Below are 24416 nucleotides of genomic sequence, written 5' to 3' on the forward strand. Positions count from 1 at the left end.
AGTGAATCCTGCCCACCGGAGCTTTAGCGTAGGTGGGAGCGTAGGCGGGAGCGAACAGCGAATAGCGAATAGCGAATAGTTGGGGTATTGGGGGTTTTGAGAGGTAGGTGACCGAATTTGGATTCGAATCCTCGTCACACAGTCCCCGGCAGGTGGTAGGCAGTAGGCGGTGCACAGGCCCCAGTTCTCGGTAGGCAGTAGGCAGTGCACAGGCCCCAGTTCACGGTAGGCAGTAGGCAGTAGGCGGTGCCCAGTCCTCATCCCTCGTCCCACGTCCCTTCCAACCTTCCAACCTTCCAACCTTCCAACCGGAAACCCGAAACTCGGAACCCGGAACCCGGAACAATCAACCTCGATTTCATGCTTTCTGCCAAATCCCACCCCCGACTTTTCCGAAATTTCCGGCCAAATTCGATGAGATGAAGTACTCCCTTTTATTCCTGGGCCTTGGCGCTGCGCTGCTACAGGCTTGTTCGGGTGGCGATGATAGCCGGCAACAGGCTGCCGATACCGCCGCGACGGCTTTGATCGACACTTCCGTCACCAAGGCCACGGAGCAACTGAGCCGTAAGTTCTTCTATACGATCGGCGAATTGCCTTCGCCGCTGGAGCTGCTCGACCTGATCAACCGGAAGGATATTGCCTACAACAGCTCCCTCCTGAACCCGACCGAGCGGGCGGACAGTTACAAGACCGGTTTCCAGAAGGCCGTCAACTACGGTATCTACGGCGTGGACATGTCCTATGCCGCGTTTTACGGACAAAGCCAGGACGCGCTCAACTACTTCTCGACCACCCGCCAGATGGCCAAGAAACTGGGCGTCGAACAGCCGTTCGAAGAGTTTGTGAAAGGCGTGGACCAGTACCAGTCGGAGAAGGATTCGCTCTTGTCGATCATGGACCGCGCGTATGCCGGCATCCAGGAGTATCTCAAATCGAATCACCGCCTCGAAGTGGCCGCGCACGTGCTCACCGGTTCGGTGATCGAGTCGCAATACCTGAGCTTGTCCCTGCTGCAGGATCCGTCCGCACCCGGACAGGAACAGCTCTATCAACGCGTGGTGGACCAGAAGAAGTACGTACAGAACCTGATCGACCTGATGTCGGATATGAAAGAGTATCCCAGCTCCGCATCCCTGCTCAACGACTTGAAAGGATTGCTGAGCGCTTACGAAGGCATCAACGCGGTGGGCGATCTCACGAAGGAAAAGCTGGCAACGCTTCAACAGTCCGTAACCACCGTGCGGAACAACTTGGTGAAGTAGTGTCAAACCGGGAATCCGGTTTCGATACCAACGGTCTGTTTGTTCTTCGTAAGTTATAGCACGCGGATGCCGCGGATGTTGCGGACTTGCGCGGATATAGTCGGAATAGCTTTATCCGCGTTCATCCGCCTGATCCGCGGAATCCGCGTGCCATAAAGAGTAAGGCAACAGCCTAGAATAAAACAATAAAAAACCCGGTCACTATCAGGTAACCGGGTTTTCTGTTTTTAGAAAGAACATTATCAGAGATCATCCCCATCCATCAAAGTAGGATCGGGGATACGCAGCGCGTGCTTCACCGGAATGCCGGCCGGCATCGAAACCCCGCCGCCCGGACCGCGGTACTCATCTTTTCCTTCGATGAACTGGATGCCCTGCGGCGTAATGCTGTAGTGACCTTTCTTACGCGCGCCGTTGAAGGCGATCAGACCGAAACGTTTGAGCGAGGATACGTATCGAGCGCCGGTCACGCCGCCCACGCCGGTGAGTTGGAACAATTCGTTCGCGCGCAGCGAGCCGTTGCGGTAGAGGTACGCCAGCATGAGTACCTGCTTGCGGAGGTTGGGCGCGTTCTGGGCAACCTGGCCGGGATAGGATTTCCAGCGGATGTACAACTGCTCAAGGTCCAGGTCGAGCGACTGTTCATCGGCCGCGACCACCCCCGGCAAAGCCGCGCCGGAAACCTCTTTCCCGCCCGGTACCCGGCGTAGCCGGTCGTTCAACTGGAGCTGGTTGTTGCTGATCAGCTGGAGTTCTTCCACGCGCAGGTGGAGGTCGTCGATGATCTTCTGCAGGTCGTCGATTCGCTTCAACAGCTTGTTGTTGCGGATCATCAGGTGGTTGAACTGGTGGTACAGTTCCTCGTTTTCCTGGGTCAGTTGGCGGATCAGCGACTGCTGGTTTTCCAGCTTCTGCTGCAGGTTTTCGGGCATGTTGTGGTTATCCATTCGGGATTGAAAGTTCGCAGTTTTCAATTTAAATGATGGTATAAATGTATTCGCTTTTTCATTCGTGCAAGGCCTTTTTGCATTTTTTTATCATCATTATGTTTAAAATGCTCATAATAAAGAACTTTCGTTTTTTAGCTAAAAAATGCGGTCTTGACCGGAATGGTTACTTTTAGGCCCCATGCTGTTATTGGCCCCCGAACGCTTCCCGGATTACGAACTGATCGACTGCGGGAACTTTGAAAAACTGGAACGTTTCGGGTCGGTCATTACCATTCGTCCGGAGCCCCAGGCAGTCTGGGATCCCCGGCTGACGCAGCGCGATTGGGAGAAGAAAGCCCACCTGCGGTTTGTGCCCAAGAGCAGCTCGAGCGGTAGCTGGAAAAAGATGAAGGACGCGCCCGACCGCTGGCAGATCCGGTATCAGCTTCCCGAAAGCGGCGGTAAGAAGCCGGCGCCCCTGACCTTCCGACTGGCCCTCACCGCCTTCAAACACGTGGGCGTTTTTCCGGAGCAGGCGGTCAACTGGGACTACATTTACCGATCCGTGAAAGCGCTCCACATCGAGCAGCCGCGCGTGCTCAACCTGTTTGCCTACACCGGAGGCGCTTCACTTGCCGCGCGCGCTGCCGGTGCCGACGTGACCCACCTCGACTCGGTCCGGCAGGTCGTCAGTTGGGCACGGGAGAACATGGAGCTGAGCCAGCAGCAGGACATCCGCTGGCTGGTGGAAGACGCGATGACCTTCGTGCGCCGCGAAGTGAAGCGCGGAAAGAAATACCACGGCATCATCCTCGATCCGCCGGCCTACGGTCACGGCACCGACCGGCAGAAATGGAAACTCGAAGACATGATCAACGAGATGGTGCAACACGTCCGCGCGCTGCTCGAGGAGAAACACTTTCTCGTCCTCAACACTTACTCGCTCGGCTTTTCCAGCATCATCCTCGAAAACCTCCTCGCCGATTGTCCCGGCCTCGAAACCGGCGAGCTCTACTTACAGGCGACCAGCGGAGTGAAGTTGCCGTTGGGGGTTTTTGGGAGGGTTGTTCGGAGCTGATTGATGGGCCGGTGAGGGTTGGTTGTTCCGGGTTCCGGGTTTCGAGTTTCGCGTTGTTTTAATTTGTTAATGCTACGGCAGGTAGGCGGTAGTGTTCCGAGTTTCGCGTTTCGAGTTGTTTTAATTTGTTAATGCTACGGCAGGCAGGCGGTAGTGTTCCGAGTTTCGAGTTTCCTGCCTTCGCTAAAGCTACGGCAGGCAGGCGGGTTCCGCGTTGAATATCAGGAATGAGGGACGAGATACTGTTGCATCGATCAACTCGATAAATTTCAACCTTCAACTTTCAACCTTCAACTTTCAACCTTCAACCTTCAACGAACCACCGCCTACCGCCAACCGCCCACGACTCAAGCCCCACCTGGCCTGTCAGCCGCGCATACTCTCCAACAGGCCTATAGCCTCCGTGGGATTAAGTACAGGCAGGGTGCTTTTCCTGTAGTCGCGGGTATCGCGCGTCACCAGAGCGTCCAACTTGATGATGGTCTTTGCGCAATGGTATTGGATCGCGTCTTCAAAATCGCGGATATCGGATGTTAGCGCTTTCGAAATGACAGCCGGGGTAACAGCAACGATCTCGACCAGTTCGCTTAGCGTAAGTAAGAGTTTCAGCGTTTCCGCATGTGATTTGGACTGTCGGATGATGTAATAGATGTTGTTAAACGAAACCGATGAAACGTATAGGGTTAATTTCCTTTTAGCGGAAAGGTCGAAAAGACGCGTTGCTGCAACCGCAAACGGTTTACGATCGGCCAGGAAGTCGATCAGTACGTTGGTGTCCAGAAACAGGTGCTTCATCCCTGCTTTTTCCTGGACAAAGCCTTGCCGAGCTCGCTTTTATAATCGAAGTCCTCCGGCAGGGATAGGGCGCCTTTCAAACGAAGCACCTTGGGGGAAATCGTCTCTTCAGCAGATTCTTTCGACGTCAGGGACATCAGGTATTTTTCCACGATGTCGGACAGGCTCTTTCCCTGCTTACGGGCGTACTTCTTCGCCAGGGCGATCACCGAATCGTCGATCGTAAGGGTGAGTTTGGTGGTCATGACACGTGTGAATTATAATACAAATATACGTGTTTTGACCGGATTTGTCAAGTACTCTTGTGGACGGACTTGGCGCAAAACGACCGATGATTCAAAATTTGGCTAGATTTAGAACGAATTATCGGGCCGATGAGAATTCGAAAGGCAGACAGCATGAAATTGCGCTATGTCAGGTCGGTTTTCCTCAGGGTGGTTAATGGAGCAGCCGGCAGCAAGCGATCCGCCACGGCCCGCGCCTTTTTCAGGTACCGGTTTTTCGATAAGTACTTCAACCTTGACCCAACCAGAAGCGGGATACGAAAGGCCAATAATCCTGATCAGCTTGCGATGCTCAGTGCGGAAGAGATCTCGTTCAATACGACAGGGTATTTTTATGTTTATGTGACCAATGAGAGTCCGACTGATGTGAGTTTCGATAACCTGCTCATCAAACACTACCCCGGTTTCCTGTTGCAGGAGAACCACTACTACCCGTTCGGGCTGCTCAACAAAGCGCTTAGCTCCGACGAGCAGAAAGGCTTCCACCAGCGCTACGGTTTCAATGGGAAGGAGTTCGAGAACGGACTGGACTGGCGGGTGAATGATTTCGGAGCGAGGATGTATGATCCGGTGCTGGGGAGGTGGGGGAGTGTGGATCCGTTATCACACGCGTATGCGAATGCCTCGCCTTATGTCTTCGTACTTAATAATCCGATAAATGCAATTGATCCGGATGGCAGAAGGGTGTATTTTATCGGTGGTGCAAATAATGATAGAGACGGTTGGAATTATATTAACAGATGGAGGAGCTCGTTCGCAAGTGCTGGTGTAAATGATTTCGTGAGAATAAATGCAAGTCAAGGGAAAGCAGGAGACATAATGTTTACCAATTTATATCGTAATTCTGGTACCGAGCAAGAGTATAGGACGCGTAAAGATCCAGGTGAAGGATCATATAGAGAATATACGGGACGAGAGTTGCCAGTAAATAATACAATGATCAATCGTACGGTTGAGACGTACAAACAACATTTGGCAAATAACCAATTGAAAGACGGTGAACAATTAAATATGGCAGGATATTCCTATGGCAGTGTATTGCAAGCGCAAGTTGCATTAAAATTAGCAAATGGTGGTGTGGAAGTGGATAATCTTATTTTAATAGGAAGTCCAATATCGGACAATTCAGATTTGTTCAAACAGTTAAGCGGAAATAAAAATATCAAAAACATTATCCGCATTGATATACCCAATGACAAATTTAGTAATCCTGGGACTTCAATGGAGTATATTCTAGGTGGTTGGCAAAATAGAAATGAAAATGGGCCTCATTTTGATTTAGCAAGACCCGGAATTGAGTCAGACAAAAGAATACAGCAAGCAGTAGATCAAATTAAAAACAACGGAGTTAAAAACTAGGAATGAAAAGTATAATTTCAATTACTATAGGTGTTATTGTTTATGTTGCATTCAGTATGCTGCTTACACCATTTATAGGCTATAATTTTGGAACCAAGACAACAATTGGAGAAAAAATAATAAAGTTCTTCATTGAATATCCTTTTGGTATATGGAAATATGTATCTGAAAACCATTTTATATTAATGTTATTATTGAATGGAATATTTTGGAGTATAATAATAATAAAAGGAATGCCAATTGTAAAGAGAATAGTACTGAAATAAATACAAGTCTTGCATTCATGGAAAATAATTGTCTTTTTAAATATTGCTTTACAGGCAAAATGTGCCTATAAAGCATTTGAATGTTCCTCGCAATAAAAGTTGCATTGCATATTAGCAATCTAGTTAGGCATATTCGAGATAATTTGATTGTTAAAGATGGCTTTGACAGGATTTGAGGTGATTTTACCCCACGGCATTCTATCGTACCTTTACCTCATGTCCCGCCGTACCTGTGTTCGATTATCGCCAAGTCAGACCGGCTTCCACCAGCGCTACGGTTTCAATGGGAAGGAGTTCGAGAACGGACTGGACTGGCGGGTGAATGATTTCGGGGCGAGGATGTATGATCCGGTGCTGGGAAGGTGGGGGAGGGTGGATCCAAAGGCACATGAAAGGGTGTCGTTCTCAACTTACAACTATTGCAGCAATGACCCGATAAACAGAGTTGACCCTACAGGAGCTATAGATGAATGGGTCAAAAGCAATAGTAAAGGGGAGTATGAGTGGATGGATAATGTAACCTCAGCAAAGAATACACCAGTAGGATATAGTTATGTGGGGACAAGTGGGTCAGATATATTAAAAGATATCAACCCGAATTTCGGTAGCTCTCAACAATCACAAACTTCTAGTAGAATTGGATATATCGCAGCAGATGTTGAGGAAGGGAAATATGCGGTTAATCATATGATAAATGTTAGAGAGAAAAGCGCAATCTCAATTTCTGCAGATGTCAGTTTCAATTTGAATAACAAAGCAGCGAATAATTCTATGGGGCGAACGTTTAATGGAATTACTGTTTCCAGCACTATTATTTCATCTAACTCAGAATTGGATGGTTCAATGAATTCAGGAGCTGCCCTAAATGTTAGTTATTGTGGCAAAGCTTTCATGTCATCTTTTGAAGAACCTGCTGGAGCATATATTAAGGCTACAGGGACTAGCGTAAATGTCGCAAGTCTTTCAATACCTGCATCTAGTATTACAAAAAATGCTGGACTATCAGCAAATGTTAGTGGAGGATGGTGGATTACCAACTCGGCAAATTTGCCAACTCCAGTTGTATATCATCCATTGGTACCGATTCCTCAATCGTTTTCACACAAATGGAGTGTATCGCCTGTAGAAATGCCAATACCTAAAAACAAGCATTATTAATGAATAAAGCAATAAAACATTTTATTCCGATAATAATATCGTTGGTGACATTAGTATTTTCTTGTAACCAAGAGGTAAAAGTCAGCGGTGCGGATAACTGTATTAAATATTTTAATATTGCAAAGTCTAATATCAATTTGTATTATAGAGATAGTTCTACTAATCATTTAGATACAGCGTTATTTTATATTAATACAAATACTTCTTTGTGTCCAGAATATAAAACCAGTTTTATTAATTTAAAATTGTCGATATTGCTTCTGCTCAAAGACGATAGGCTAGGACAAGAGTTTGTACGTTCGCTAGACTCTATGGATTTTGATAAGGACTATCAAAGGGGTATGTATCTAGGTAGTTTTGATGCAATAAAATACGAAAAACTAGGAGATACAACTAAAAGAAATCTGATATATTCCGAGCTTTCTACTATTATAGAAAACTACTTGCGAGTCAATTACACAGATAGGGAAGCATACGTAGATTTGTTTGTTACGAAAGCAAAATATAGAAATAAAGCAGAAGTAATAGATGAAATAGATTCACTCTATAAAGATAGGATTGGGGATAACGATTTTGTAGAAGCGTTAAAGCAGACCATTGAAAGCCTACCATACTAAAGTTTAGATTATGAGATCGTTCTAAATCTAATCCGTATCGGGCTTGAAGGTTTCCTCGGAATCAGCCGCTCTCGAAATTAATAGTCTTGCATGGCAAATACGAAGATATTATGATTTGTAAAATAAGGTATGACGAAAAATAAGATGATATTAAACCCACATCATTCTATCGTACCTTTACCCCATGTCCCGCCGTACCCGTGTTCGTTTTGCGCCGAGTCCGACCGGCTTCCACCAGCGCTACGGTTTCAATGGGAAGGAGTTCGAGAACGGACTGGACTGGCGGGTGAATGATTTCGGCGCGAGGATGTATGATCCGGTGGTGGGGAGGTGGGGGAGTGTGGATCCGAAAGCGGCGAAATTTGCTTCTAGGAGTCCGTACGTTTTCTGTTTAAATAATCCGGTTCTTTTGATAGATCCTAATGGACAGGAGCCAATTCTACCCCAAGCAGGAACAGTGTCTGGTTTTATAGAATTCTTAAATAACACAAGTACCAAAATGGGTATTCAGAGGGGTAATGCTGCTCATGATGCATTATTTCGATTAGCAAAAGTAGATTGGAGTGGAGGCAAGCCAACTCCTGCAACAACTGCACCTTTCAATCTCCAAGCCGATAGGTATATCTATACAGAAAAAGGTGGTTGGCTCGATATGTCACATTTTATGTTCTATGCTGGTACAGCTTATAAATATAAGCAAGAGAATGCGCAGGCAAAAAGTTTGTTACAATCAATGAAAGAGGCGGGTATTCCATATTCTGAAATTCCCAAAAATATTATATCAAGTGCTATGATGGATCCTGTTGGTGAAACTATTCAGGATGGATATCAACAGGAATGGGCTGATAAAGTATTCGCAAAATGGTCATCTTACAGTTATGAGGATTTACCCACAGATAAGTTTGCTGCTGATTTTGGAGCAAATCATTTTGACCCTAATAGTAATTTGAGCTTAGGAGAACAGATTGGAAATTATTTAATCAAAAATTTGAAAGCTACTACACCGGAAAAGGCACCAAATTATAACAACTTGCCGTCAAGTGAGCCGACAGAGAGACCGTCAAGAGTTAATTATTCAACAAAGCCAGTTTACACAAAAGATAATCCATAAATGTATGAAAACACTTGCGAGTTTATTTGTAAAGACGAGTCTTTTCTTTTGTTTATGGGGTTGTTGGAATAGTCGAGAGAGTACTTTAATGCAAAAAGGTAATGAGTTTGTAGATAAAATAGAACAATATCGGAAAGATTATTTTAGGCTTCCTGAATCACTGTCAGACATTGGTATAACTGTGAAGAGTGAGTTAGACCCACCTATTTATTATGAGAAAAGAGACAGTATACATTACACGGTATCGTTTGGGACGATATTGGGGGAGTCTAAAATATATTATTCAGATAGCAAGAAATGGGAAGATAGATACAGAACAATGAAATAAGTTCAAAGTGTCCGTCCGACGTGAGTTTCGATAACCTGCTCATCAAACACTACCCCGGTTTCCTGTTGCAGGAGAACCACTACTACCCGTTCGGGCTGCTCAACAAAGCGCTTAGCTCCGACGAGCAGAAAGGCTTCCACCAACGCTACGGTTTCAATGGGAAGGAGTTCGAGAAAGGACTGGACTGGCGGGTGAATGATTTCGGCGCGAGGATGTATGATCCGGTGCTGGGGAGGTGGGATATGGTTGACCCGCATGCAAGTAATTACTGGTCTTGGTCTCCATACCATTTTGCTGCAAATAATCCAGTTTCAATGATAGACCCCAATGGAATGGATTGGTATGAATTTGATCAGGCCGGGGCGTACAAACGAAAGTTAGACATGGACGGCGAAGATAGAGTCATGATTCATACGGTTGAGAAAATTGAAGATGGTTCGGTAAAAGAATCCTATAAGTTTGCTGATTTTTCAGATTCCCAAAATGACCCAAAGCAAATAGAAAGAGGAGAAATAAATAGACTAATCTCTGTGAGTGAGGACAATATACAGTCGATGTTGGGAGAACAAGGTGCTTTTGAATCAGGGAAATTGAACTTTGCATTACAGAGCATGGGGGGAGGGGATTTTGATTATTCATTTTCTGTTCTTCCAAGAAGATACCCTGATGTAGAGTTTGATAAAGTAACTTTGAAATCGAATGCTCTTTTTCTTGCTGAAGGTGATAACACTGTTCATAATTATATGAATTTTGGAAATTATCTTTGGGCAGCAACAGGTTTTATTGTTGGATATGATTATTCTTGGTTGCAATCGGGAGCTCATGTTAATAGTTTATTAATGCCAATGCGAAATGGTTATCCACCGCAATGGGATTCATATGATGATCAACGTTCAATTATTTTGGGAGCATATCATGCCAAGAAGAGAAACTATAGGAACCTAAAAAAATGAAGTACATACTGCTTTCGATTTTCCTGGTTTTGTTGGTATTATTCTGGTACACTAGGAGAACCTCACTTGAAGATAGGTTTAATAAGCTAAAGAGGGCTGACTATTCAATATTTAACGATATTGAGATAGTGCATAGAAAGGGACTATATTATATAACATATAAATCAATTACTTACAAGGTTAACAGAGGTGTATTTATCACTGAAAGCTTGTCTATTGAATATGCATATTCTGATAATAAAGCACTAGAGTTAACGGAATATGACAAAGAGAAATTGAAAAAAGTGATATGTGCTTTTAATAATCTTGATGTTCTGGCAGTTACAGTTGATCGCGAAAATAATCTCTATCTAACACTTCCATGGGATGATAGATGCACATATTATTTCATAAGATTATCGGGTAAGAATACATTAAAGCAAATTAATAAGGATTACTATCAGCATTATGTAGAGAATTGGTACTATGACAAAGAGTGTTCGGAAAGCGGATAACCTCCTCATCAAACACTACCCCGGCTTCCTGTTGCAAGAGAACCACTACTACCCGTTCGGGCTGCTTAACATAGCGCTTAGCTCCGACGAGCAGAAAGGCTTCCACCAACGCTACGGTTTCAATGGGAAGGAGTTCGAGAACGGACTGGACTGGCGGGTGAATGATTTCGGGGCGAGGATGTATGATCCGGTGCTGGGGAGGTGGGGGAGTGTGGACCCTAAAGCACATCTTGCACCGAGTTGGTCACCATATAATGCCATGTGGTGCAATCCTATTTTAAACATTGACCCTGACGGACAATATGCAGTGTCAGTACACTACAATATCACCTATAATACCCTCATTAAGTTAGGATATAGTAATACGGTGGCAGATAATATTGCTCATCATGCGAGTGTTTATGCAGACCATCCCGAGCTTTCCGTTTTAAATCTTGATAATGTTTTACATGGGACTAATAATTCTTACAGGCCAGGTATTGATTATTCAAAAACACAATTTTCTCAGGAAGAATGGCGCAGTAATTGGCATTCTATGATGTCGGACGCGGAAGCTGCATCAGGTATGACACATGAGGAAGCGATGCAACGAGGTTTATCATTTGGATGGAGTAATATTTTTGCCCAGCAGGATAAGGAAGATATTAACAAATTAGGGCAAGGGTTACACGCATTGCAGGATGCATACGCACATAAGGACGCAAGCACGGAAGAACATTTAGGCACAAATAGTTTTGGTGTTTATACTTCCGAAACATGGGGAATGTTATATAATGATGCATATGGCAATACTGACCAAGCTGAATTAATAACAAGGTCTGCATGGACAATGCTTCAAATATTTAAGGGAAATACAAGCTCTTTGCAAAACGGCATGAATTTCGATTTTACAGGAATTTCAGCCGACCAATTAAAAACAACACAAGGATTATTCGAGAAAGCGGGATATAATCTGAATGCTGAAAAAGGTAAAGGAATGTATTCAATTCAAAAAATAGAAAGATAATAATCATGAAGTCAACTCTTTACATTTCAATAATAATATTTAGCTTGACCCTGCTTTTTTTTCTTTTCACAGAACTTTTGGTGATGAGTTCAAGCCACAATATTCCTTTGAACACCAGAATATATAACTGGATTTGTATTATTGTTAATATAGCAATATTGATATTCTTAATAGTGATGTTAAAAAAAATAAGATTAAAATCTGCTAAAAATAAATAAATATTTCAATAGATCTTATCACTTTAGGGTTATATGCTCTTGAAAACTTCCGTAAAAAACATCTATGTTTTAATCTGCCAAATTCGCAGACAAATGAGGAGATCAAGAGGTAAGGAATGCTGAAGCCCCAAGGACTACATGTAATCAAATTGTTTTAAGCGTTAAAAGAGGTCCCAAAATGAACACAGATAGAATTTTCCACTTAATACACATGATTTTGATTATTCCGATACTCGCCAGTGGACAATCGAATGTTTATGAGATTATGAGTGATTCGCTATTCAGAAGTAACGAGCCACTAATATTAAACAAGGCTCGATTCGGCACCTCGGTCGGCTTGATAGAGCGATTACCTGACGGAGTTTGGAAATACTATCGTGTTAAGAAATTTACAAGAAGAGAAAATCGCAATAACACCTTGTTGTATGAAGGGACATACCGTGATTCATTAAAGAATGGTCGGTTTATTATTTATCATTACTTGTCAAGGGGGACTAAAACCTCGGTTCCATTTGTGGTTTTGAATTACAAGAACGGCGTACTGCATGGCCCATTCGTGGTCTATCATTCATCTGGTGAAAAGGGGGAGGATGGTAATTTTAAAGATGGAAAGAAGCATGGTTTGTTTATCAGTTATCGGAAAACCAGAAGCGCCAACTTCATTGAGGATGTGGAGCTGTACGACGAGGATATCCTGATTTATTCTTGCAAGTATTTTCCGAATGCCGGAGTTCAGGAGCAAGAGTTCATGAAACACTAATGGTTTTCAGGATTAGCACAGATCACAAGGTTAAAATAAGACGCGCTTCATGAAGCATATATAGCAGACTACCTGCGCTGATCATGGCCGTTTTAACCCCACGGCATTCTATCGTACCTTTACCCCATGTCCCGCCGTACCCGTGTTCGTTTTGCGCCGAGTCCGACCGGGCCCCTGCATATGGGCGGGGTTCGGACGGCCCTTTATAACTACTTGTTTGCCAAGCAGAAAGGTGGCGATTTCATTCTGCGCATTGAGGATACCGACCAGCAACGCTTCGTCCCGGGCGCCGAGGAATACATCATCGAATCCCTCAAATGGTGCGGCATCGAACCGAACGAAGGGGTCGGTTTCGGCGATGGTCCCCATGCGCCCTACCGACAGAGCGAACGCAAGGCCATCTACCGGCAGTATGCCCTGAAGCTGGTCGAGAGCGGTCACGCCTACTACGCGTTCGACACGCCGGAGGAGCTGGAAGCCCGTCGCAAAGAGCTGGAATCCGCCGGCGGCGCGTTCTCCTACGGCTGCGCCACCCGCCTCAACCTGAAGAATTCCCTGATCCTGACGCAGGAAGAAGTCGATCGTCGCCTCGCGGCGGGCGAACCCTATGTGATCCGCCTCAAGGTCCCCGAACTCGACACCATCGTGCTGCACGACCTCATCCGTGGCGAGGTGCGCGTGGAGTCGAACCTGCTCGACGATAAGGTGCTCTTCAAGAGCGACGGCATGCCGACCTACCACCTCGCCAACGTGGTGGACGATTACCTCATGCAGATCACCCACGTGATCCGCGGGGAGGAATGGCTGCCCTCGGCTCCGCTGCATGTGCTGCTCTACCGCGCCTTCGGCTGGGAAGACGTGATGCCCCAGTTCGCCCACCTGCCCTTGCTGTTGAAACCCGACGGCAACGGCAAGCTGAGCAAACGCGACGGCGACCGCCTCGGCTTTCCGGTGTTCCCGCTCAACTGGACCGATCCGGTGACGGGCGAGGTGTCGTCCGGCTACCGCGAAAAAGGCTACTACCCCAAGGCGTTCCTCAACGTGCTCGCGCTCCTCGGCTGGCACCCGAGCGGTGAACAGGAACTGTTTTCAATTGACGAACTCGTCGAGGCGTTCTCACTCGAACGCGTCAGCAAGGCCGGTGCCAAGTTCGATCCGGAAAAGACGAAGTGGTTCAACGAACAATACCTCCGCAAACAGGACGATACCGGGATCGCTCAGCGCCTGCGGCTCAGCGTGCACGAAGCCTATACGCTCGACGCGAACGATCCCCGCTGGTCCGACGACTACCTCCTGCAGGCCGTCGCCCTGCTGAAGGACCGGGTGCAGTTCGAATCGGAGCTGCTGCCGACCGGTCGTTACCTCTTCGAAGCGCCCGTGAAGTACGACGAAGCTGTGATCGCCAAACGCTGGAAACCCGAACGCGCCGCGTTCTTCCTCGCGCTGTGCGAGGCCTTCGCTGCCCTGGAGCCGTTCAACGCAGAAACCGCGGAGCAAAGTTTTCAGTCGGTGGCTGCCGCGCAGGGACTCAAGCCCGGCGAGGTGCTGCAGCTTTTCCGGGTGATCCTGAGCGGACAAGGCGGAGGCGTGAACCTGTTCGGCATGGTCGCCCTGCTTGGCCGACAACAATGCATCGACCGGATCCAGGCCGCCCTCGTGAAACTGCAGCAAACGGCCTGAGCCGTTCTGCGCTTCCGTCGCTGTATTCCTACCTACCTTTACGCTACCGATCATGACCACCGATAAACCCCTGAATTTCCTCGAAGAAATCATCAGCGAAGACGTCGCTTCCGGCAAGCACGGCGGACGCGTACTCACGCGCTTCCCCCCGGAGCCGAACGGCTACCTGCACATCGGCCACGCGAAGTCCATCTACGTGAACTTCGGCCTCGCGAAGAAATTCAACGGCCAGACCAATCTGCGCTTCGACGACACCAATCCCGAGAAGGAAGAGACCGAGTACGTCGAGAGCATCAAGCGCGACATCCAGTGGCTCGGCTATCAGTGGGCGAACGAGTTCTATGCGAGCGATTACTTCGGCAAGCTGTACGAGTTCGCGGTGACCCTGATCAGGAAAGGCCTGGCCTACGTCGACGACAGCACCGCGGAGGAGATCGCTTCCATGAAAGGCACGCCGACCGAACCCGGAAAGGCTTCGCCCTACCGCAGCCGCAGCGTGGAGGAGAACCTCGACCTGTTCGAGCGCATGAAGAACGGGGAGTTCCGCGATGGCGAGCGTACCCTGCGCGCGAAGATCGACATGGCTTCGCCGAACATGCACTTCCGCGACCCGATCCTCTATCGGATCAAGCACGTGCATCACCACCGCACCTGCGACGCCTGGTGCATCTATCCGATGTACGACTTCGCGCACGGACAAAGCGACTCGATCGAGCAGATCACCCATTCCATCTGTACTCTCGAGTTCGAGGTGCACCGTCCGCTGTATGACTGGTTCATCGAACAACTCGGGATCTTCAAGAGCCGGCAGTACGAATTCGCCCGCCTCAACCTGAACTACACGGTGATGAGCAAGCGCAAGCTGCTGCAGCTCGTCAACGAAAAACACGTGAGCGGCTGGGACGATCCGCGCATGCCCACCATCAGCGGACTGCGTCGCCGCGGCTATACGCCGGAAGCGATCCGCAATTTCTGCGAGCTCGTCGGCGTAGCCCGCCGCGAGAACGTGATCGACGTGGGCCTGCTCGAACACTGCGTGCGCGAAGACCTCAACCGCAACGCCGCCCGCGCCATGGTGGTGACCGATCCGATCAAGCTTGTCATCACCAACTACCCCGAAGGCAAAACGGAAACACTCACCAGCGAGATCAACCCCGAGGATCCGGACGCCGGGCTGCGCGAGCTGCCCTTCGGTCGTGAGCTCTACATTGAGCGCGACGATTTCATGGAAGTGCCGGAGAAGAAGTATTTCCGCCTCGGTCCGGGTCTGATGGCGCGCCTGAAAAGCGCCTACATCGTGAAGTGCGAATCGTTCGAGAAGGACGCGCATGGTAACATCACGACCCTGCATTGCACCTATGTGCCGGAGAGCAAAAGCGGACACGACACCAGCGGACTGCAGGTGAAAGGCGTCATCCACTGGGTGCATGCGCCGAGCGCGGTACCCGTAGAAGTACGACTCTACGACCGCCTCTTCAAAGTCGAGAACCCGGCTTCCGAGGAAGGCGACTTCAAGGACTACATCAACCCCGACAGCCTGCACGTCATTCCGAATGCCGTAGCCGAACCCTGGCTTGCCAAAGCCAAACAAGGCGACCACTTCCAGTTCATGCGCAAAGGCTACTTCGCCGTCGATCCCGACTCCGCGAACGGAAAACTCGTGTTCAACCGGACGGTTTCGTTGAAGGATTCCTGGGGGAAGAAGTGAGTTGGTGGTTCCGGGTTTCGGGTTTCGAGTTCCGGGTTTCGCGTTGAGTTGAAGGTTGAAAGTTGAAAGTTGAAAGTTGTTGGGTTGATTGGTACGTCCTTACCTCGTCCCTCGTCCCACGTCCCACGTCCCTCCCCCTCGTCCCACGTCCCACGTCCCTCGCCCCACGTCCCTCGTCCCACGTCCCTCGCCCCACGTCCCTCGTCCCTCGTCCCTCGCCCCACGTCCCTCGTCCCTCGTCCCTCGTCCCTCGCCCCACGTCCCACGTCCCTCACCCTTCACCATGCCAATCTTCCTCAAGAACATCCGCTCCTACGCTTACCACGGCTGCCTGCCTGAGGAGGCACGCATTGGCGGGAATTACCGGGTGGATGTTCGTTTGGATTTTGATTCGGGGAAGTCGGAGCGGACGGATGATCTGAAGGATACTGTCGATTATTGTCAGGTCTATGACATCGTGCAGCGCGAGATGGCCATTCGTTCAAAGCTGATCGAACACGTGGGGGCAAGGATCGCGGATGCTTTGCTTAATGAGATTGCCCTGCTTGATGCGACTACGGTACGCGTCACCAAGATCGCTCCGCCCATGAACGGCGATGTGCAGGAAGTGCAGTTTATCGTGCGACGTTCCCGTTCGGGAAAATGACGTTTGGGAATTTGCAGCTTGGGAACGATTCCCGAAACGGGAAATCGGAATTAGGAAAAGTTTTGAAATTTTCGTATTTTCTCATTCGGCACGGTATTTTTTCTCGCCGGACATGTAAGAGATCGGTCTAATATTTTCAACGTATGCGCTGCCGTCCGGGTAATAAGGTACATGCGCAGTGTCAAGAAATCACCCTCCCGGATCCGGTTCGCGCCACGAACCCGTCAGCGATTCCGCCAGCGGCTGGTCGTCGCCAGTTTGTTGCTGTTCTTCCTGATTTCCGGCGTCGTTTTCGTTTACATGAATCTGGGCGATAGTCGCGAAGCCTACGCGGTCGCGAATATTTCCTGGAACGGCAACATCAGTACCGACTGGAATACGGCCGGCAACTGGTCGCCAGCCAACGTACCGGGCGCATCCGATAACGTGACCATTCCCAACCGTACCAACCAACCGGTATTGTCGGCGAATGTGAGCGTTCAGAACCTTACCCTGAACAACGGGTCCAACCTGAAGCTGAACGGCAAGACGCTGAACGTCACCGGAACCTTCAACCAGCAGTCGGGTGGCGCACTCGACCTGGAAGGCGGCATCCTGAATGCTTCGGGCAACGCTTACTTCTCACCGGGAACCATTGCCGATGCCGCTGGCACAGGCAGCGTGAGTCTGACAGGCCCCACGGTTTCCATCGGTGCGAGTGGCGGTACGCTGACCTTCGCGCCGACCCTTTCGATCAGCAGCAACAGTATTTCACTTCGCAGTACCATTTTCCAGAAGGCCGTCGATATTCGTAAGACCGGCGGCGGTAACGATGCCAGCGCGGGTGGAAACACCTTCCAGGCCGCGCTGACGTGTACGCTGCAGGCCGGCGGATATTTCGTGATGTCCAATTCGAACGGTGACGTGTACAATGCCGATGTCACGATCACGAACAACTCCTCCGGTACCTTTTACCTCTCGCATGGCGGTACATCGACCTTTAACGGGAATGTCACACTCAACAACAGCGGAACCGGTGGTTTCCAGATCGGCGCAAGCGGTGGTACTTCCAACTTCGCGGCCGACAAGACCTTCCTGACGAGCGGTTTCAGCGGCGGTCCGCTGACGATGAATCGCGTGAACCAAAGTGGTAGCAGCACTTCGACTTTTACAGCCTCCCTCACGAACTTCAACTCGACCAACGCGGTCTGCATCGCGCCGATGAGCCTCGTGTGCAGTGGAACGGCGAACATCACCAACGGCACTTTCTACAACGACTTTTCCCTGGAAGCCAATGATATCAACCTGGGGCAGTCGAACCGGCTCGCAACGGTATCAGGCAATGTATCTATCAAGAAGAAAGGCGGTAGCAGCAACACCTGGACCGGCGGCAACCAGTTTGGTAACGCGGGCGGTACGGTGAGCATCATCCATCAGGGTGGTGGAAACCTGGCGCTGGGCGGGACGAACGGCGATACGATCAACGCGCCGATGACGTTGACGAATGCCACGACCTCCGGTATCTTCTATTTCGCGCACAACGGCTCCTCCTATGCAACCGAAGACATCGCACTAAGTTGCGGTTCGAGCGGAGGTATCTACATCGGCCAATCCAACGGCCGATTGGCCTTTGCGCCGGACAAGGCATTATACACCGAGAGCCATACGCGCGGTCCTTTGTTGATCCGTAACCTTACGGAGAGCGGGACCACGGCACGGACCATCGACGCCACCACCGGCGCCTGTACCTTCAACAATTGTTATCTGACCACCGCTGTCCGCATCGTGGCAACGGGTCAGATCAACCTCCAGAATTCCGACCTCGTGAACAACGTGAGCTTTTCCGCCCCGGACTATTCTTTCAGCGGCGGCAATCGGTTGGCGACACAGTCGGGTGATGCGGAGATCACCTTCACCGGTGTGAGCGGCGACTATTGGAACGGGGGAAACACCTTTGGAAACAGCAGCGGCGTGATCCGGATCACCAACAACGGTTCGGGACAGGTCGTTGTCGGAAATGGATCTGGTGACACGTACAATACCGACGTGATCCTGTCGAATAATACACCTTCGTCCATCTTTTATTTCGCCCATGCCGGTACCAATACCTTCGCCGGCAATGTGCAGGTGAACAATATTTCTACCGGCGGTCTGCAGTGGGGCGCTTCCAACGGGACCTCGACCTTCGCGGCCGGCAAGGTGATCTACACCGGCGATTACCGCAACGGTCCCCTGCAGCTTTCGCGCATCACCCAGAGCGGCACCACCGACAAGACGATCCAGGCCATGCCGACGATCTTCCAGGTCAACAACTCCACCCTCATCACCGCAGTCAACGTGCAGTGCACCGGCGCTTCGGCCCTGACGAGCGCCAACCTGCTCTCCAATGTGCGCCTGCGCGCGACGGATATTACGCTATCCGGCGCCAACCAACTGGGGACCCAGGGTGATTCGCTTGTGCTCGAGAAGACAGGCAACAACGGCAACAACTGGTCCGGGGGCAACACGTTCGGAAGAACCGGCGGCTACATGGAGCTGCGTGTGAGCGGCAACGGCCAGCTCGTACTGGCCAACAGCACCCGCGACCTGTTCCTGAGCGATGTTCTTCTCCGCAATCAGGGTTCCGGCATCCTGTACGTGGCCCACAACGACAACACCGGCACGGTGTTCGGCGGCGACCTCGAACTCAGCAATACCGGTACGGGCTCGATCAGATTCGGTCAGTCGGGCGGTACGGCCGTGCTGGCATCGGGCAAGCGCCTGATCGTACGCGATTCGCTCTTTACGTCCGGCGACCTGTACCTGCGGCGCTTCACCCAACTGGGCAGCACGGCGATCGATATCAACGTCCGAAGCGGGACCGGTTCGATCTACTTCCAGACGAGTTCGGTCTTCAACGGCACGCTCTCCGTCGCCTTTCCGCAGGTGTACCTGAACGGAGCGACCTTCAACGGCAGCACACGGGTCGAGAAGACCGGTGCGACGGATAACAACAGCAGCGGGGACAACATCTTCAACGGGCCCGTACTGCTGGCCAACAGCGGTACCGGCGCATTCAACCTAGCCGTATCGAATCCGGACGACTTCAACGCAGCGGCCACGTTCCAGCAGCACGGCAGCGGAGCGATGAACCCGGCCTATAACAACAGCAACACCTTCGCCGGAGACCTTTCCACGCTGGGCACAACGACGGCCATCACCTTCGGGGCCGGCAGCGGTACCGTGCGGATCAACGGCACCTCGGCCCAGGTCTTCAGCAACGAAGCAGCGAAACCGGCAACGGTGCGCCGACTGACCATGGTGAATACCGGTCCGGGCCTTACCCTCAACGGTCCACTGACCGTCTCGTTGTCGCTCACCCTGACCAGCGGCCTGATCACCACGACGGACAACAACCTGCTGACCTTCGCCAACGGTTTCAGCAGTGTCAGCAATACCTCCAACACCAGTTACGTGAACGGCCCCGTGCGCAAGACCGGGAACCAGTCGTTCACCTTCCCGGTCGGGAAGAACGGCTATTACCGGCCGATCTCCATCTCCGCACCTTCGACCGCAACGGACCAGTTCATTGCCGAGTATTTCCAGTCCGATCCGGCCGGCTTCAGCGATGTGACACGACTGGAAGCAGCCCTGAACCGGGTCAGCCGTTGTGAATACTGGAACCTGCGCCGCAATGCCGGCAGTTCGAACGTGAACGTCACGCTGAGCTGGAACACGACCAGTTGCGGCGTATCGGTACCCTCGCAATTGCGTGTGGCGCGTTGGGACAGCAGCGGTACGATGTGGCGCAACCAGGGGAATGGCGGCACTTCGGGCAACCCGGCTTCGGGAACGCTGGTGTCGACGCCAGCGGTGACCCAGTTCGGGCAATTCACGCTCGGATCCTCGACGGCTAACAATGCCCTGCCGATCGAACTGTCGGCCTTCTCCGCGGAGAAGACCGGGGCGCACGTCCTCGTGCGCTGGGAAACGATGAGCGAGATCAACAACGACTATTTCAACGTGGAGCGCAGCGGAGACGGGGAGCACTTCGAGGTGCTGAAAACCTTGCCCGGAGCGGGTAACACGACGGAGCGGAAGCAGTATCAATGGCTCGACGAGCAGCCGCTCGACGGCATCAGCTTTTACCGCTTGCGCCAGACCGACTACGATGGAAAGTTCGAAGTGTTCGATCCGGTTTCGGTGAAGCGCGGTGAAGCGACGGAAGAGTTCCGGCTCATGAGCGCGGCGCCGAATCCGTTCACCGACCAGATGAAAGCGGTCATTTACCTGCCTGCAGCCGGCGACGTGCTCTTCGACCTGAGCGACCTGAACGGCAGCAGCGTCTTCAGTAACCGCCTGCCGGCCACCGGCGGGGTGAGTGTCCTGCAGGCGGCCGAACTGGGTCGCCTGCAGGCCGGGTTCTACCTGCTGCGGATCTTCGTGAACGATGAGCTGAAACAGAGTGTGAAGCTGCTGAAGCAGTGACCGTGCGCCTGTCTGGCCAACTACCTGATTAACAGGGGGAAAATTGACTATCGGCGATATGCGGAGAAGGCAACTTCAAGGTCCGTAACGCCGTAAAATTGGCCTCGCACTTGGGAAAACGCTATATTTGCGCTCCCCAAAAGGTCCTGTGGCCGAGTGGCTAGGCAGAGCTCTGCAAAAGCTCCTACAGCGGTTCGAATCCGCTCGGGACCTCCGAAGTTCGTTTCATCCGGACTCATTAAGCCTCGTTTCAGCGAAACGGGGCTTTTTTGTTTTCATTAGAAGGTGTTAGGAGACGTTGGGAAGCGGAAGTGATTCGCTGAGGTTTCGCTGAGAGGGTTTTGGGTGATTCGCTAAAGAGGGGTGTCTACAGAAAAACACACTGCCAAATGCATTGATTAATAGATCGGCATTTTCTACATTGCAACTCCGAGTGTTAATTTTCTAATCTTAATAACCAAATAACTAAAATGAAAAAATCGATAATCTTGTTCTATGCGCTACTAACTTCGATATTTATGTCAGCTCAAATACCAAATAGTGGACTAGTTGGTTGGTGGCCGTTCAATGGAAACTCAAATGACGAAAGCGGGAATGGCTTAAATGCCATTTCGAATAATGGAACATTTATTAGCGACAGAAACGGCGTGTTAAATTCTGCTGTTGCCTTGAACGGAGTTGATCAAATGATAAACCTACCATCTGTTGACTCTCTTAACACAGATACTTTTTCAATAAATTTTTGGACTCTTGCCAACTCATATTCTATACATAATATTGTTCAGATGGGGAATATTGGAGCAGAATTGCGCTGGAGTTTATTTTGGTCGCTAACTCAAGAATATTTTTCACCGATGACATGTGCAGGTACTTATGGTAACGGCAATACCATTTCTAATGGGGTGCCTTTGAGTACTTGGAATAATTTGTGTTTTGTAAATGAAGGTAGAAGTACTAAATTCTACCTTAACGGAATTTTGATTGGACAACAGAATACTGCAGATTCAATGCAATGTTATTTATCTAACATGAGTTTATTCTTTGGGGGTGATATTGGAGGTGGCGCAATTGAGTATTACAATGGAAATTTTGATGATATTGGGATTTGGTCTCGTGCATTAACTGATTTGGAAGTCAATCAAATTTTTTCCATGCAAAATACTACACCTTGCGCCTCTTCTTATTTACCATTAAGTTTAACAAACGACATTGTAGGGTGGTATCCTTTCTGTGGTAACGCAAATGATGAAAGTGGCAATAACAACAATGGAACTGCAAATGGTGCGATCCTCACCGCTGATAGATTCGGAAGTTCATCTGCTGCTTATTCATTCAATGCAAATATTGACGCCATAGACATTCCGAGTACCTTTGGGCTTCAACTGACAGACACATTCAGTATTTCAGTATGGGTAAAGCCAATAAATAGCACTTATGGTACAGGACCAAATTATCATTCGATCATTCAGAAGTGGGGCGGAAACGGTGACGCTTCCTACATGATTGCTTTAAAACCAAATGGGATACCTTATCTCGTAACTCACGATGGAATTAACAATAGCGAATTGCTTGCCACTAACTCAATACCATTTAATCAATGGACAAACATTGTTGTGTCTCAAAAGAATGATTCCGCCTTTATTTACATCAATGGCTATTTGGACTCAAGTAGAAATGGAATGTTTGTCCCTATTGTAAATAATAATAGAATTCTTATTGGAAAAAACGACCCATACACTTCAACAAACGGTGATGCATTTGAAGGAGATGTTGACGATATTGGCATCTGGAAAAGAAATTTATCAGCACAAGATGTTATCCAAATTTACAATGCTGGTCTATGCTTTCAAACTATTACTGTGACCGATACGCTTATCATCAATGCAAACCTCACTAGCTTACAACCACTCACTTATCAAAATTCTATAAAAATATACCCAAATCCGTCAAGCGATCATATAACTGTTGACAATGGTGCTAATTATTCTTCTCTTGCCGGATATACTTTAAGAATAGACAATTCACTAGGTCAAACTGTCCATTCAAATGTAATCAGTCAACAGATTTACACTATTGACTTGAGTACATGGACAGGAAACGGAGTTTATTTTGTATATCTTATTAATTTAGCAGGTCATGCGATTGATGTGAGAAAAATTGTGATACAATAACATCAAGAATGGGCGTCTTTTTTTGGGGGGGACGAGGGGCGAGGGACGGGGGGCGAGATGCGAGATGCGAGATGCGTGGAAAGGACGTTGGGTTTTTGCGGTAGCATCTACGAGGAAGCGGAAGGAATTTTACAGCTTCAGCGTATTGCTCACAGCCTACCGCATACAGCCTACCGCATACTGCTTGCCGCCCACTGCCTACTGCCCCAAAAGTGCCTGCTTCGGCTCGATGATACCCGGAATCCATTTAACTTGTAACCATGAAACTCGACGACTTCAATCCGGTCTTATTCTGGGATACGGACATCCGTACGTTGTCGGTGGAAGACCACACGGGATTCATCATTACGCGTGTGTGCATGTTGGGCGGGTGGAAGGACTGGCAAGCCTTGAAGGAGCTCTACGGTGTTGATCGGATCAGGCACGAGCTACTGCATGCCCGCTACCTCGATAAGAAGACACTTAATTATTTCAGTCTGATTCTGGAAGAGCCAAAGGAGAGCTTCCGATGCTACACCTTGGCGCAGTCGAATCCCGCTCATTGGGGATATTGAAGGTACTGCAGGGAATAGTCGCCCTGAAACACTTCTATCTTGCAGGTGAAACGGCTCTCGCTTTGCATTACGGACACCGGATTTCCGCCGATCTCGATTGCTTTACTCCGAGAGTCTTTGAAAGTTCCGAAATACTCGATGAGCTCAATCAGTACCATGCAATAGGTGTTTGGGCTCTGTCCAGGAATTCGCTAACCCTTTCGCTGGATGTTGTCAAGGTTGATTTCATTCGTCATGATTACCCATTGATCAAGCCTGCCGCTGTTGTCGACGTTGTTCGAATAGCTTCTCCCGAAGACATAGGAGCCATGAAGTTGAACAGTATCGCCAACCGGGGAGCCAAGAAGGACTTTTTCGATCTTCATGAGTTGCTTCGGTATTTTTCTTTGTCTGCCTTATTAGGATTTTATAAAGAGAAGTATTCCCAATCGGAATGGGCCATCGCGTTGAAGAGTCTGACCTATTTCGATGATGCAGATCTGGAGCCGGACCCTGTTTCCATCCGTAAGATTTCTTGGAAACAAGTCAAGGAGGATGTGTCCAACTGCGTGAGGTCGTTTGGTCTTTAGGAGTGTTGTTCGGAATAAAAG

At 49.3% G+C, this 24416-nt stretch carries 21 protein-coding genes and 1 tRNA gene; 19 read left to right on the forward strand and 3 right to left on the reverse strand.

Annotated elements, in window-relative coordinates; translation table 11 throughout:
- Nucleotides 1–419: 419 nt before the first annotated feature.
- Entirely contained in the window at nt 420–1265 is an 846-nt protein-coding gene (locus tag IPJ96_03360; protein MBK7909386.1) for a hypothetical protein, read from the forward strand.
- Nucleotides 1266–1507: 242 nt separating this feature from the next.
- Here the strand turns inward: IPJ96_03360 and IPJ96_03365 are convergent, their stop codons facing one another.
- Nucleotides 1508–2212, reverse strand: coding sequence for a hypothetical protein (locus tag IPJ96_03365; protein MBK7909387.1), 705 nt, complete (start codon nt 2210–2212; stop codon nt 1508–1510).
- Nucleotides 2213–2393: 181 nt separating this feature from the next.
- Here IPJ96_03365 and IPJ96_03370 point away from each other — a divergent pair, with 181 nt between their 5' ends.
- The gene (locus IPJ96_03370) at nt 2394–3272 is read left to right on the forward strand and encodes a class I SAM-dependent methyltransferase (protein MBK7909388.1); all 879 of its coding nucleotides are present in this window, start codon (nt 2394–2396) and stop codon (nt 3270–3272) included.
- Between the two features lie 366 nt (nt 3273–3638).
- Here the strand turns inward: IPJ96_03370 and IPJ96_03375 are convergent, their stop codons facing one another.
- Entirely contained in the window at nt 3639–4067 is a 429-nt protein-coding gene (locus IPJ96_03375) for a PIN domain-containing protein (GenBank protein MBK7909389.1), read from the reverse strand.
- Nucleotides 4064–4312, reverse strand: a complete 249-nt coding sequence (locus tag IPJ96_03380) for a hypothetical protein (GenBank protein MBK7909390.1) — start codon at nt 4310–4312, stop codon at nt 4064–4066. Before IPJ96_03380 ends, IPJ96_03375 begins: the two co-directional genes overlap by 4 nt.
- Nucleotides 4313–4465: 153 nt before the next feature.
- Here IPJ96_03380 and IPJ96_03385 point away from each other — a divergent pair, with 153 nt between their 5' ends.
- The 17 genes from IPJ96_03385 to IPJ96_03465 all read left to right on the forward strand — a co-directional run bounded on the left by IPJ96_03385 (nt 4466) and on the right by IPJ96_03465 (nt 24395).
- Nucleotides 4466–5710, forward strand: coding sequence for an RHS repeat-associated core domain-containing protein (locus tag IPJ96_03385; GenBank protein MBK7909391.1), 1245 nt, complete (start codon nt 4466–4468; stop codon nt 5708–5710).
- Nucleotides 5711–5712: 2 nt separating this feature from the next.
- Entirely contained in the window at nt 5713–5976 is a 264-nt protein-coding gene (locus IPJ96_03390) for a hypothetical protein (GenBank protein MBK7909392.1), read from the forward strand.
- A 216-nt stretch (nt 5977–6192) separates the two neighbouring features.
- On the forward strand, nt 6193–7134 hold the full coding sequence (locus tag IPJ96_03395) for an RHS repeat-associated core domain-containing protein (protein MBK7909393.1): 942 nt from the start codon (nt 6193–6195) through the stop codon (nt 7132–7134).
- Complete coding sequence (locus tag IPJ96_03400; protein ID MBK7909394.1) at nt 7134–7751, forward strand: hypothetical protein; 618 nt, start codon at nt 7134–7136, stop codon at nt 7749–7751. The genes IPJ96_03395 and IPJ96_03400 overlap by 1 nt, the downstream gene beginning before the upstream one ends.
- A 184-nt stretch (nt 7752–7935) precedes the next feature.
- Nucleotides 7936–8862 (forward strand): hypothetical protein, encoded by a 927-nt coding sequence (locus IPJ96_03405; protein MBK7909395.1) that lies wholly within the window; start codon nt 7936–7938, stop codon nt 8860–8862.
- A 348-nt stretch (nt 8863–9210) separates the two neighbouring features.
- Nucleotides 9211–10143 carry a hypothetical protein gene (locus IPJ96_03410; protein ID MBK7909396.1) on the forward strand — a complete coding sequence of 311 codons (933 nt, stop codon included), beginning with the start codon at nt 9211–9213 and terminating at the stop codon, nt 10141–10143.
- Entirely contained in the window at nt 10140–10637 is a 498-nt protein-coding gene (locus IPJ96_03415; GenBank protein ID MBK7909397.1) for a hypothetical protein, read from the forward strand. The genes IPJ96_03410 and IPJ96_03415 overlap by 4 nt, the downstream gene beginning before the upstream one ends.
- The gene (locus IPJ96_03420; protein MBK7909398.1) at nt 10609–11643 is read left to right on the forward strand and encodes an RHS repeat-associated core domain-containing protein; all 1035 of its coding nucleotides are present in this window, start codon (nt 10609–10611) and stop codon (nt 11641–11643) included. Before IPJ96_03415 ends, IPJ96_03420 begins: the two co-directional genes overlap by 29 nt.
- A gap of 429 nt (nt 11644–12072) precedes the next feature.
- On the forward strand, nt 12073–12621 hold the full coding sequence (locus IPJ96_03425; protein MBK7909399.1) for a hypothetical protein: 549 nt from the start codon (nt 12073–12075) through the stop codon (nt 12619–12621).
- Nucleotides 12622–12747: 126 nt separating this feature from the next.
- Complete coding sequence (locus IPJ96_03430; GenBank protein MBK7909400.1) at nt 12748–14301, forward strand: glutamate--tRNA ligase; 1554 nt, start codon at nt 12748–12750, stop codon at nt 14299–14301.
- A gap of 52 nt (nt 14302–14353) precedes the next feature.
- Nucleotides 14354–16009 (forward strand): glutamine--tRNA ligase/YqeY domain fusion protein, encoded by a 1656-nt coding sequence (locus IPJ96_03435; protein MBK7909401.1) that lies wholly within the window; start codon nt 14354–14356, stop codon nt 16007–16009.
- A 283-nt stretch (nt 16010–16292) separates the two neighbouring features.
- Nucleotides 16293–16655, forward strand: a complete 363-nt coding sequence (gene folB, locus IPJ96_03440) for a dihydroneopterin aldolase (GenBank protein MBK7909402.1) — start codon at nt 16293–16295, stop codon at nt 16653–16655.
- Between the two features lie 171 nt (nt 16656–16826).
- Nucleotides 16827–21101: a T9SS type A sorting domain-containing protein gene (locus tag IPJ96_03445; GenBank protein MBK7909403.1), complete on the forward strand. Its 4275-nt coding sequence runs from the start codon at nt 16827–16829 to the stop codon at nt 21099–21101.
- Between the two features lie 142 nt (nt 21102–21243).
- A tRNA-Cys gene (locus IPJ96_03450) sits at nt 21244–21314 on the forward strand.
- 257 nt (nt 21315–21571) lie between these two features.
- Nucleotides 21572–23272, forward strand: a complete 1701-nt coding sequence (locus IPJ96_03455) for a hypothetical protein (protein MBK7909404.1) — start codon at nt 21572–21574, stop codon at nt 23270–23272.
- Between the two features lie 260 nt (nt 23273–23532).
- The gene (locus IPJ96_03460; GenBank protein ID MBK7909405.1) at nt 23533–23826 is read left to right on the forward strand and encodes a hypothetical protein; all 294 of its coding nucleotides are present in this window, start codon (nt 23533–23535) and stop codon (nt 23824–23826) included.
- Nucleotides 23823–24395, forward strand: a complete 573-nt coding sequence (locus IPJ96_03465; GenBank protein ID MBK7909406.1) for a nucleotidyl transferase AbiEii/AbiGii toxin family protein — start codon at nt 23823–23825, stop codon at nt 24393–24395. Before IPJ96_03460 ends, IPJ96_03465 begins: the two co-directional genes overlap by 4 nt.
- The last annotated feature ends 21 nt before the right edge of the window (nt 24396–24416 follow it).

Source organism: Bacteroidota bacterium, assembly GCA_016713765.1.
GTDB lineage: Bacteria > Bacteroidota > Bacteroidia > AKYH767-A > 2013-40CM-41-45 > Pollutiaquabacter > Pollutiaquabacter aromativorans.

Bases quoted from the DNA above. Each gene is read 5' to 3' on its own strand.
- IPJ96_03360 (MBK7909386.1), top strand. From the start codon at position 420: ATGAAGTACTCCCTTTTATTCCTGGGCCTTGGCGCTGCGCTGCTACAG.
- IPJ96_03400 (MBK7909394.1), top strand. From the start codon at position 7,134: ATGAATAAAGCAATAAAACATTTTATTCCGATAATAATATCGTTGGTG.
- IPJ96_03395 (MBK7909393.1), top strand. From the start codon at position 6,193: ATGTCCCGCCGTACCTGTGTTCGATTATCGCCAAGTCAGACCGGCTTC.
- IPJ96_03435 (MBK7909401.1), top strand. From the start codon at position 14,354: ATGACCACCGATAAACCCCTGAATTTCCTCGAAGAAATCATCAGCGAA.
- IPJ96_03415 (MBK7909397.1), top strand. From the start codon at position 10,140: ATGAAGTACATACTGCTTTCGATTTTCCTGGTTTTGTTGGTATTATTC.
- folB (MBK7909402.1), top strand. From the start codon at position 16,293: ATGCCAATCTTCCTCAAGAACATCCGCTCCTACGCTTACCACGGCTGC.
- IPJ96_03420 (MBK7909398.1), top strand. From the start codon at position 10,609: ATGACAAAGAGTGTTCGGAAAGCGGATAACCTCCTCATCAAACACTAC.
- IPJ96_03365 (MBK7909387.1), bottom strand. From the start codon at position 2,212: ATGGATAACCACAACATGCCCGAAAACCTGCAGCAGAAGCTGGAAAAC.
- IPJ96_03460 (MBK7909405.1), top strand. From the start codon at position 23,533: ATGAAACTCGACGACTTCAATCCGGTCTTATTCTGGGATACGGACATC.
- IPJ96_03385 (MBK7909391.1), top strand. From the start codon at position 4,466: ATGAAATTGCGCTATGTCAGGTCGGTTTTCCTCAGGGTGGTTAATGGA.
- IPJ96_03430 (MBK7909400.1), top strand. From the start codon at position 12,748: ATGTCCCGCCGTACCCGTGTTCGTTTTGCGCCGAGTCCGACCGGGCCC.
- IPJ96_03445 (MBK7909403.1), top strand. From the start codon at position 16,827: ATGCGCAGTGTCAAGAAATCACCCTCCCGGATCCGGTTCGCGCCACGA.
- IPJ96_03405 (MBK7909395.1), top strand. From the start codon at position 7,936: ATGTCCCGCCGTACCCGTGTTCGTTTTGCGCCGAGTCCGACCGGCTTC.
- IPJ96_03455 (MBK7909404.1), top strand. From the start codon at position 21,572: ATGAAAAAATCGATAATCTTGTTCTATGCGCTACTAACTTCGATATTT.
- IPJ96_03375 (MBK7909389.1), bottom strand. From the start codon at position 4,067: ATGAAGCACCTGTTTCTGGACACCAACGTACTGATCGACTTCCTGGCC.
- IPJ96_03390 (MBK7909392.1), top strand. From the start codon at position 5,713: ATGAAAAGTATAATTTCAATTACTATAGGTGTTATTGTTTATGTTGCA.
- IPJ96_03425 (MBK7909399.1), top strand. From the start codon at position 12,073: ATGATTTTGATTATTCCGATACTCGCCAGTGGACAATCGAATGTTTAT.
- IPJ96_03380 (MBK7909390.1), bottom strand. From the start codon at position 4,312: ATGACCACCAAACTCACCCTTACGATCGACGATTCGGTGATCGCCCTG.
- IPJ96_03370 (MBK7909388.1), top strand. From the start codon at position 2,394: ATGCTGTTATTGGCCCCCGAACGCTTCCCGGATTACGAACTGATCGAC.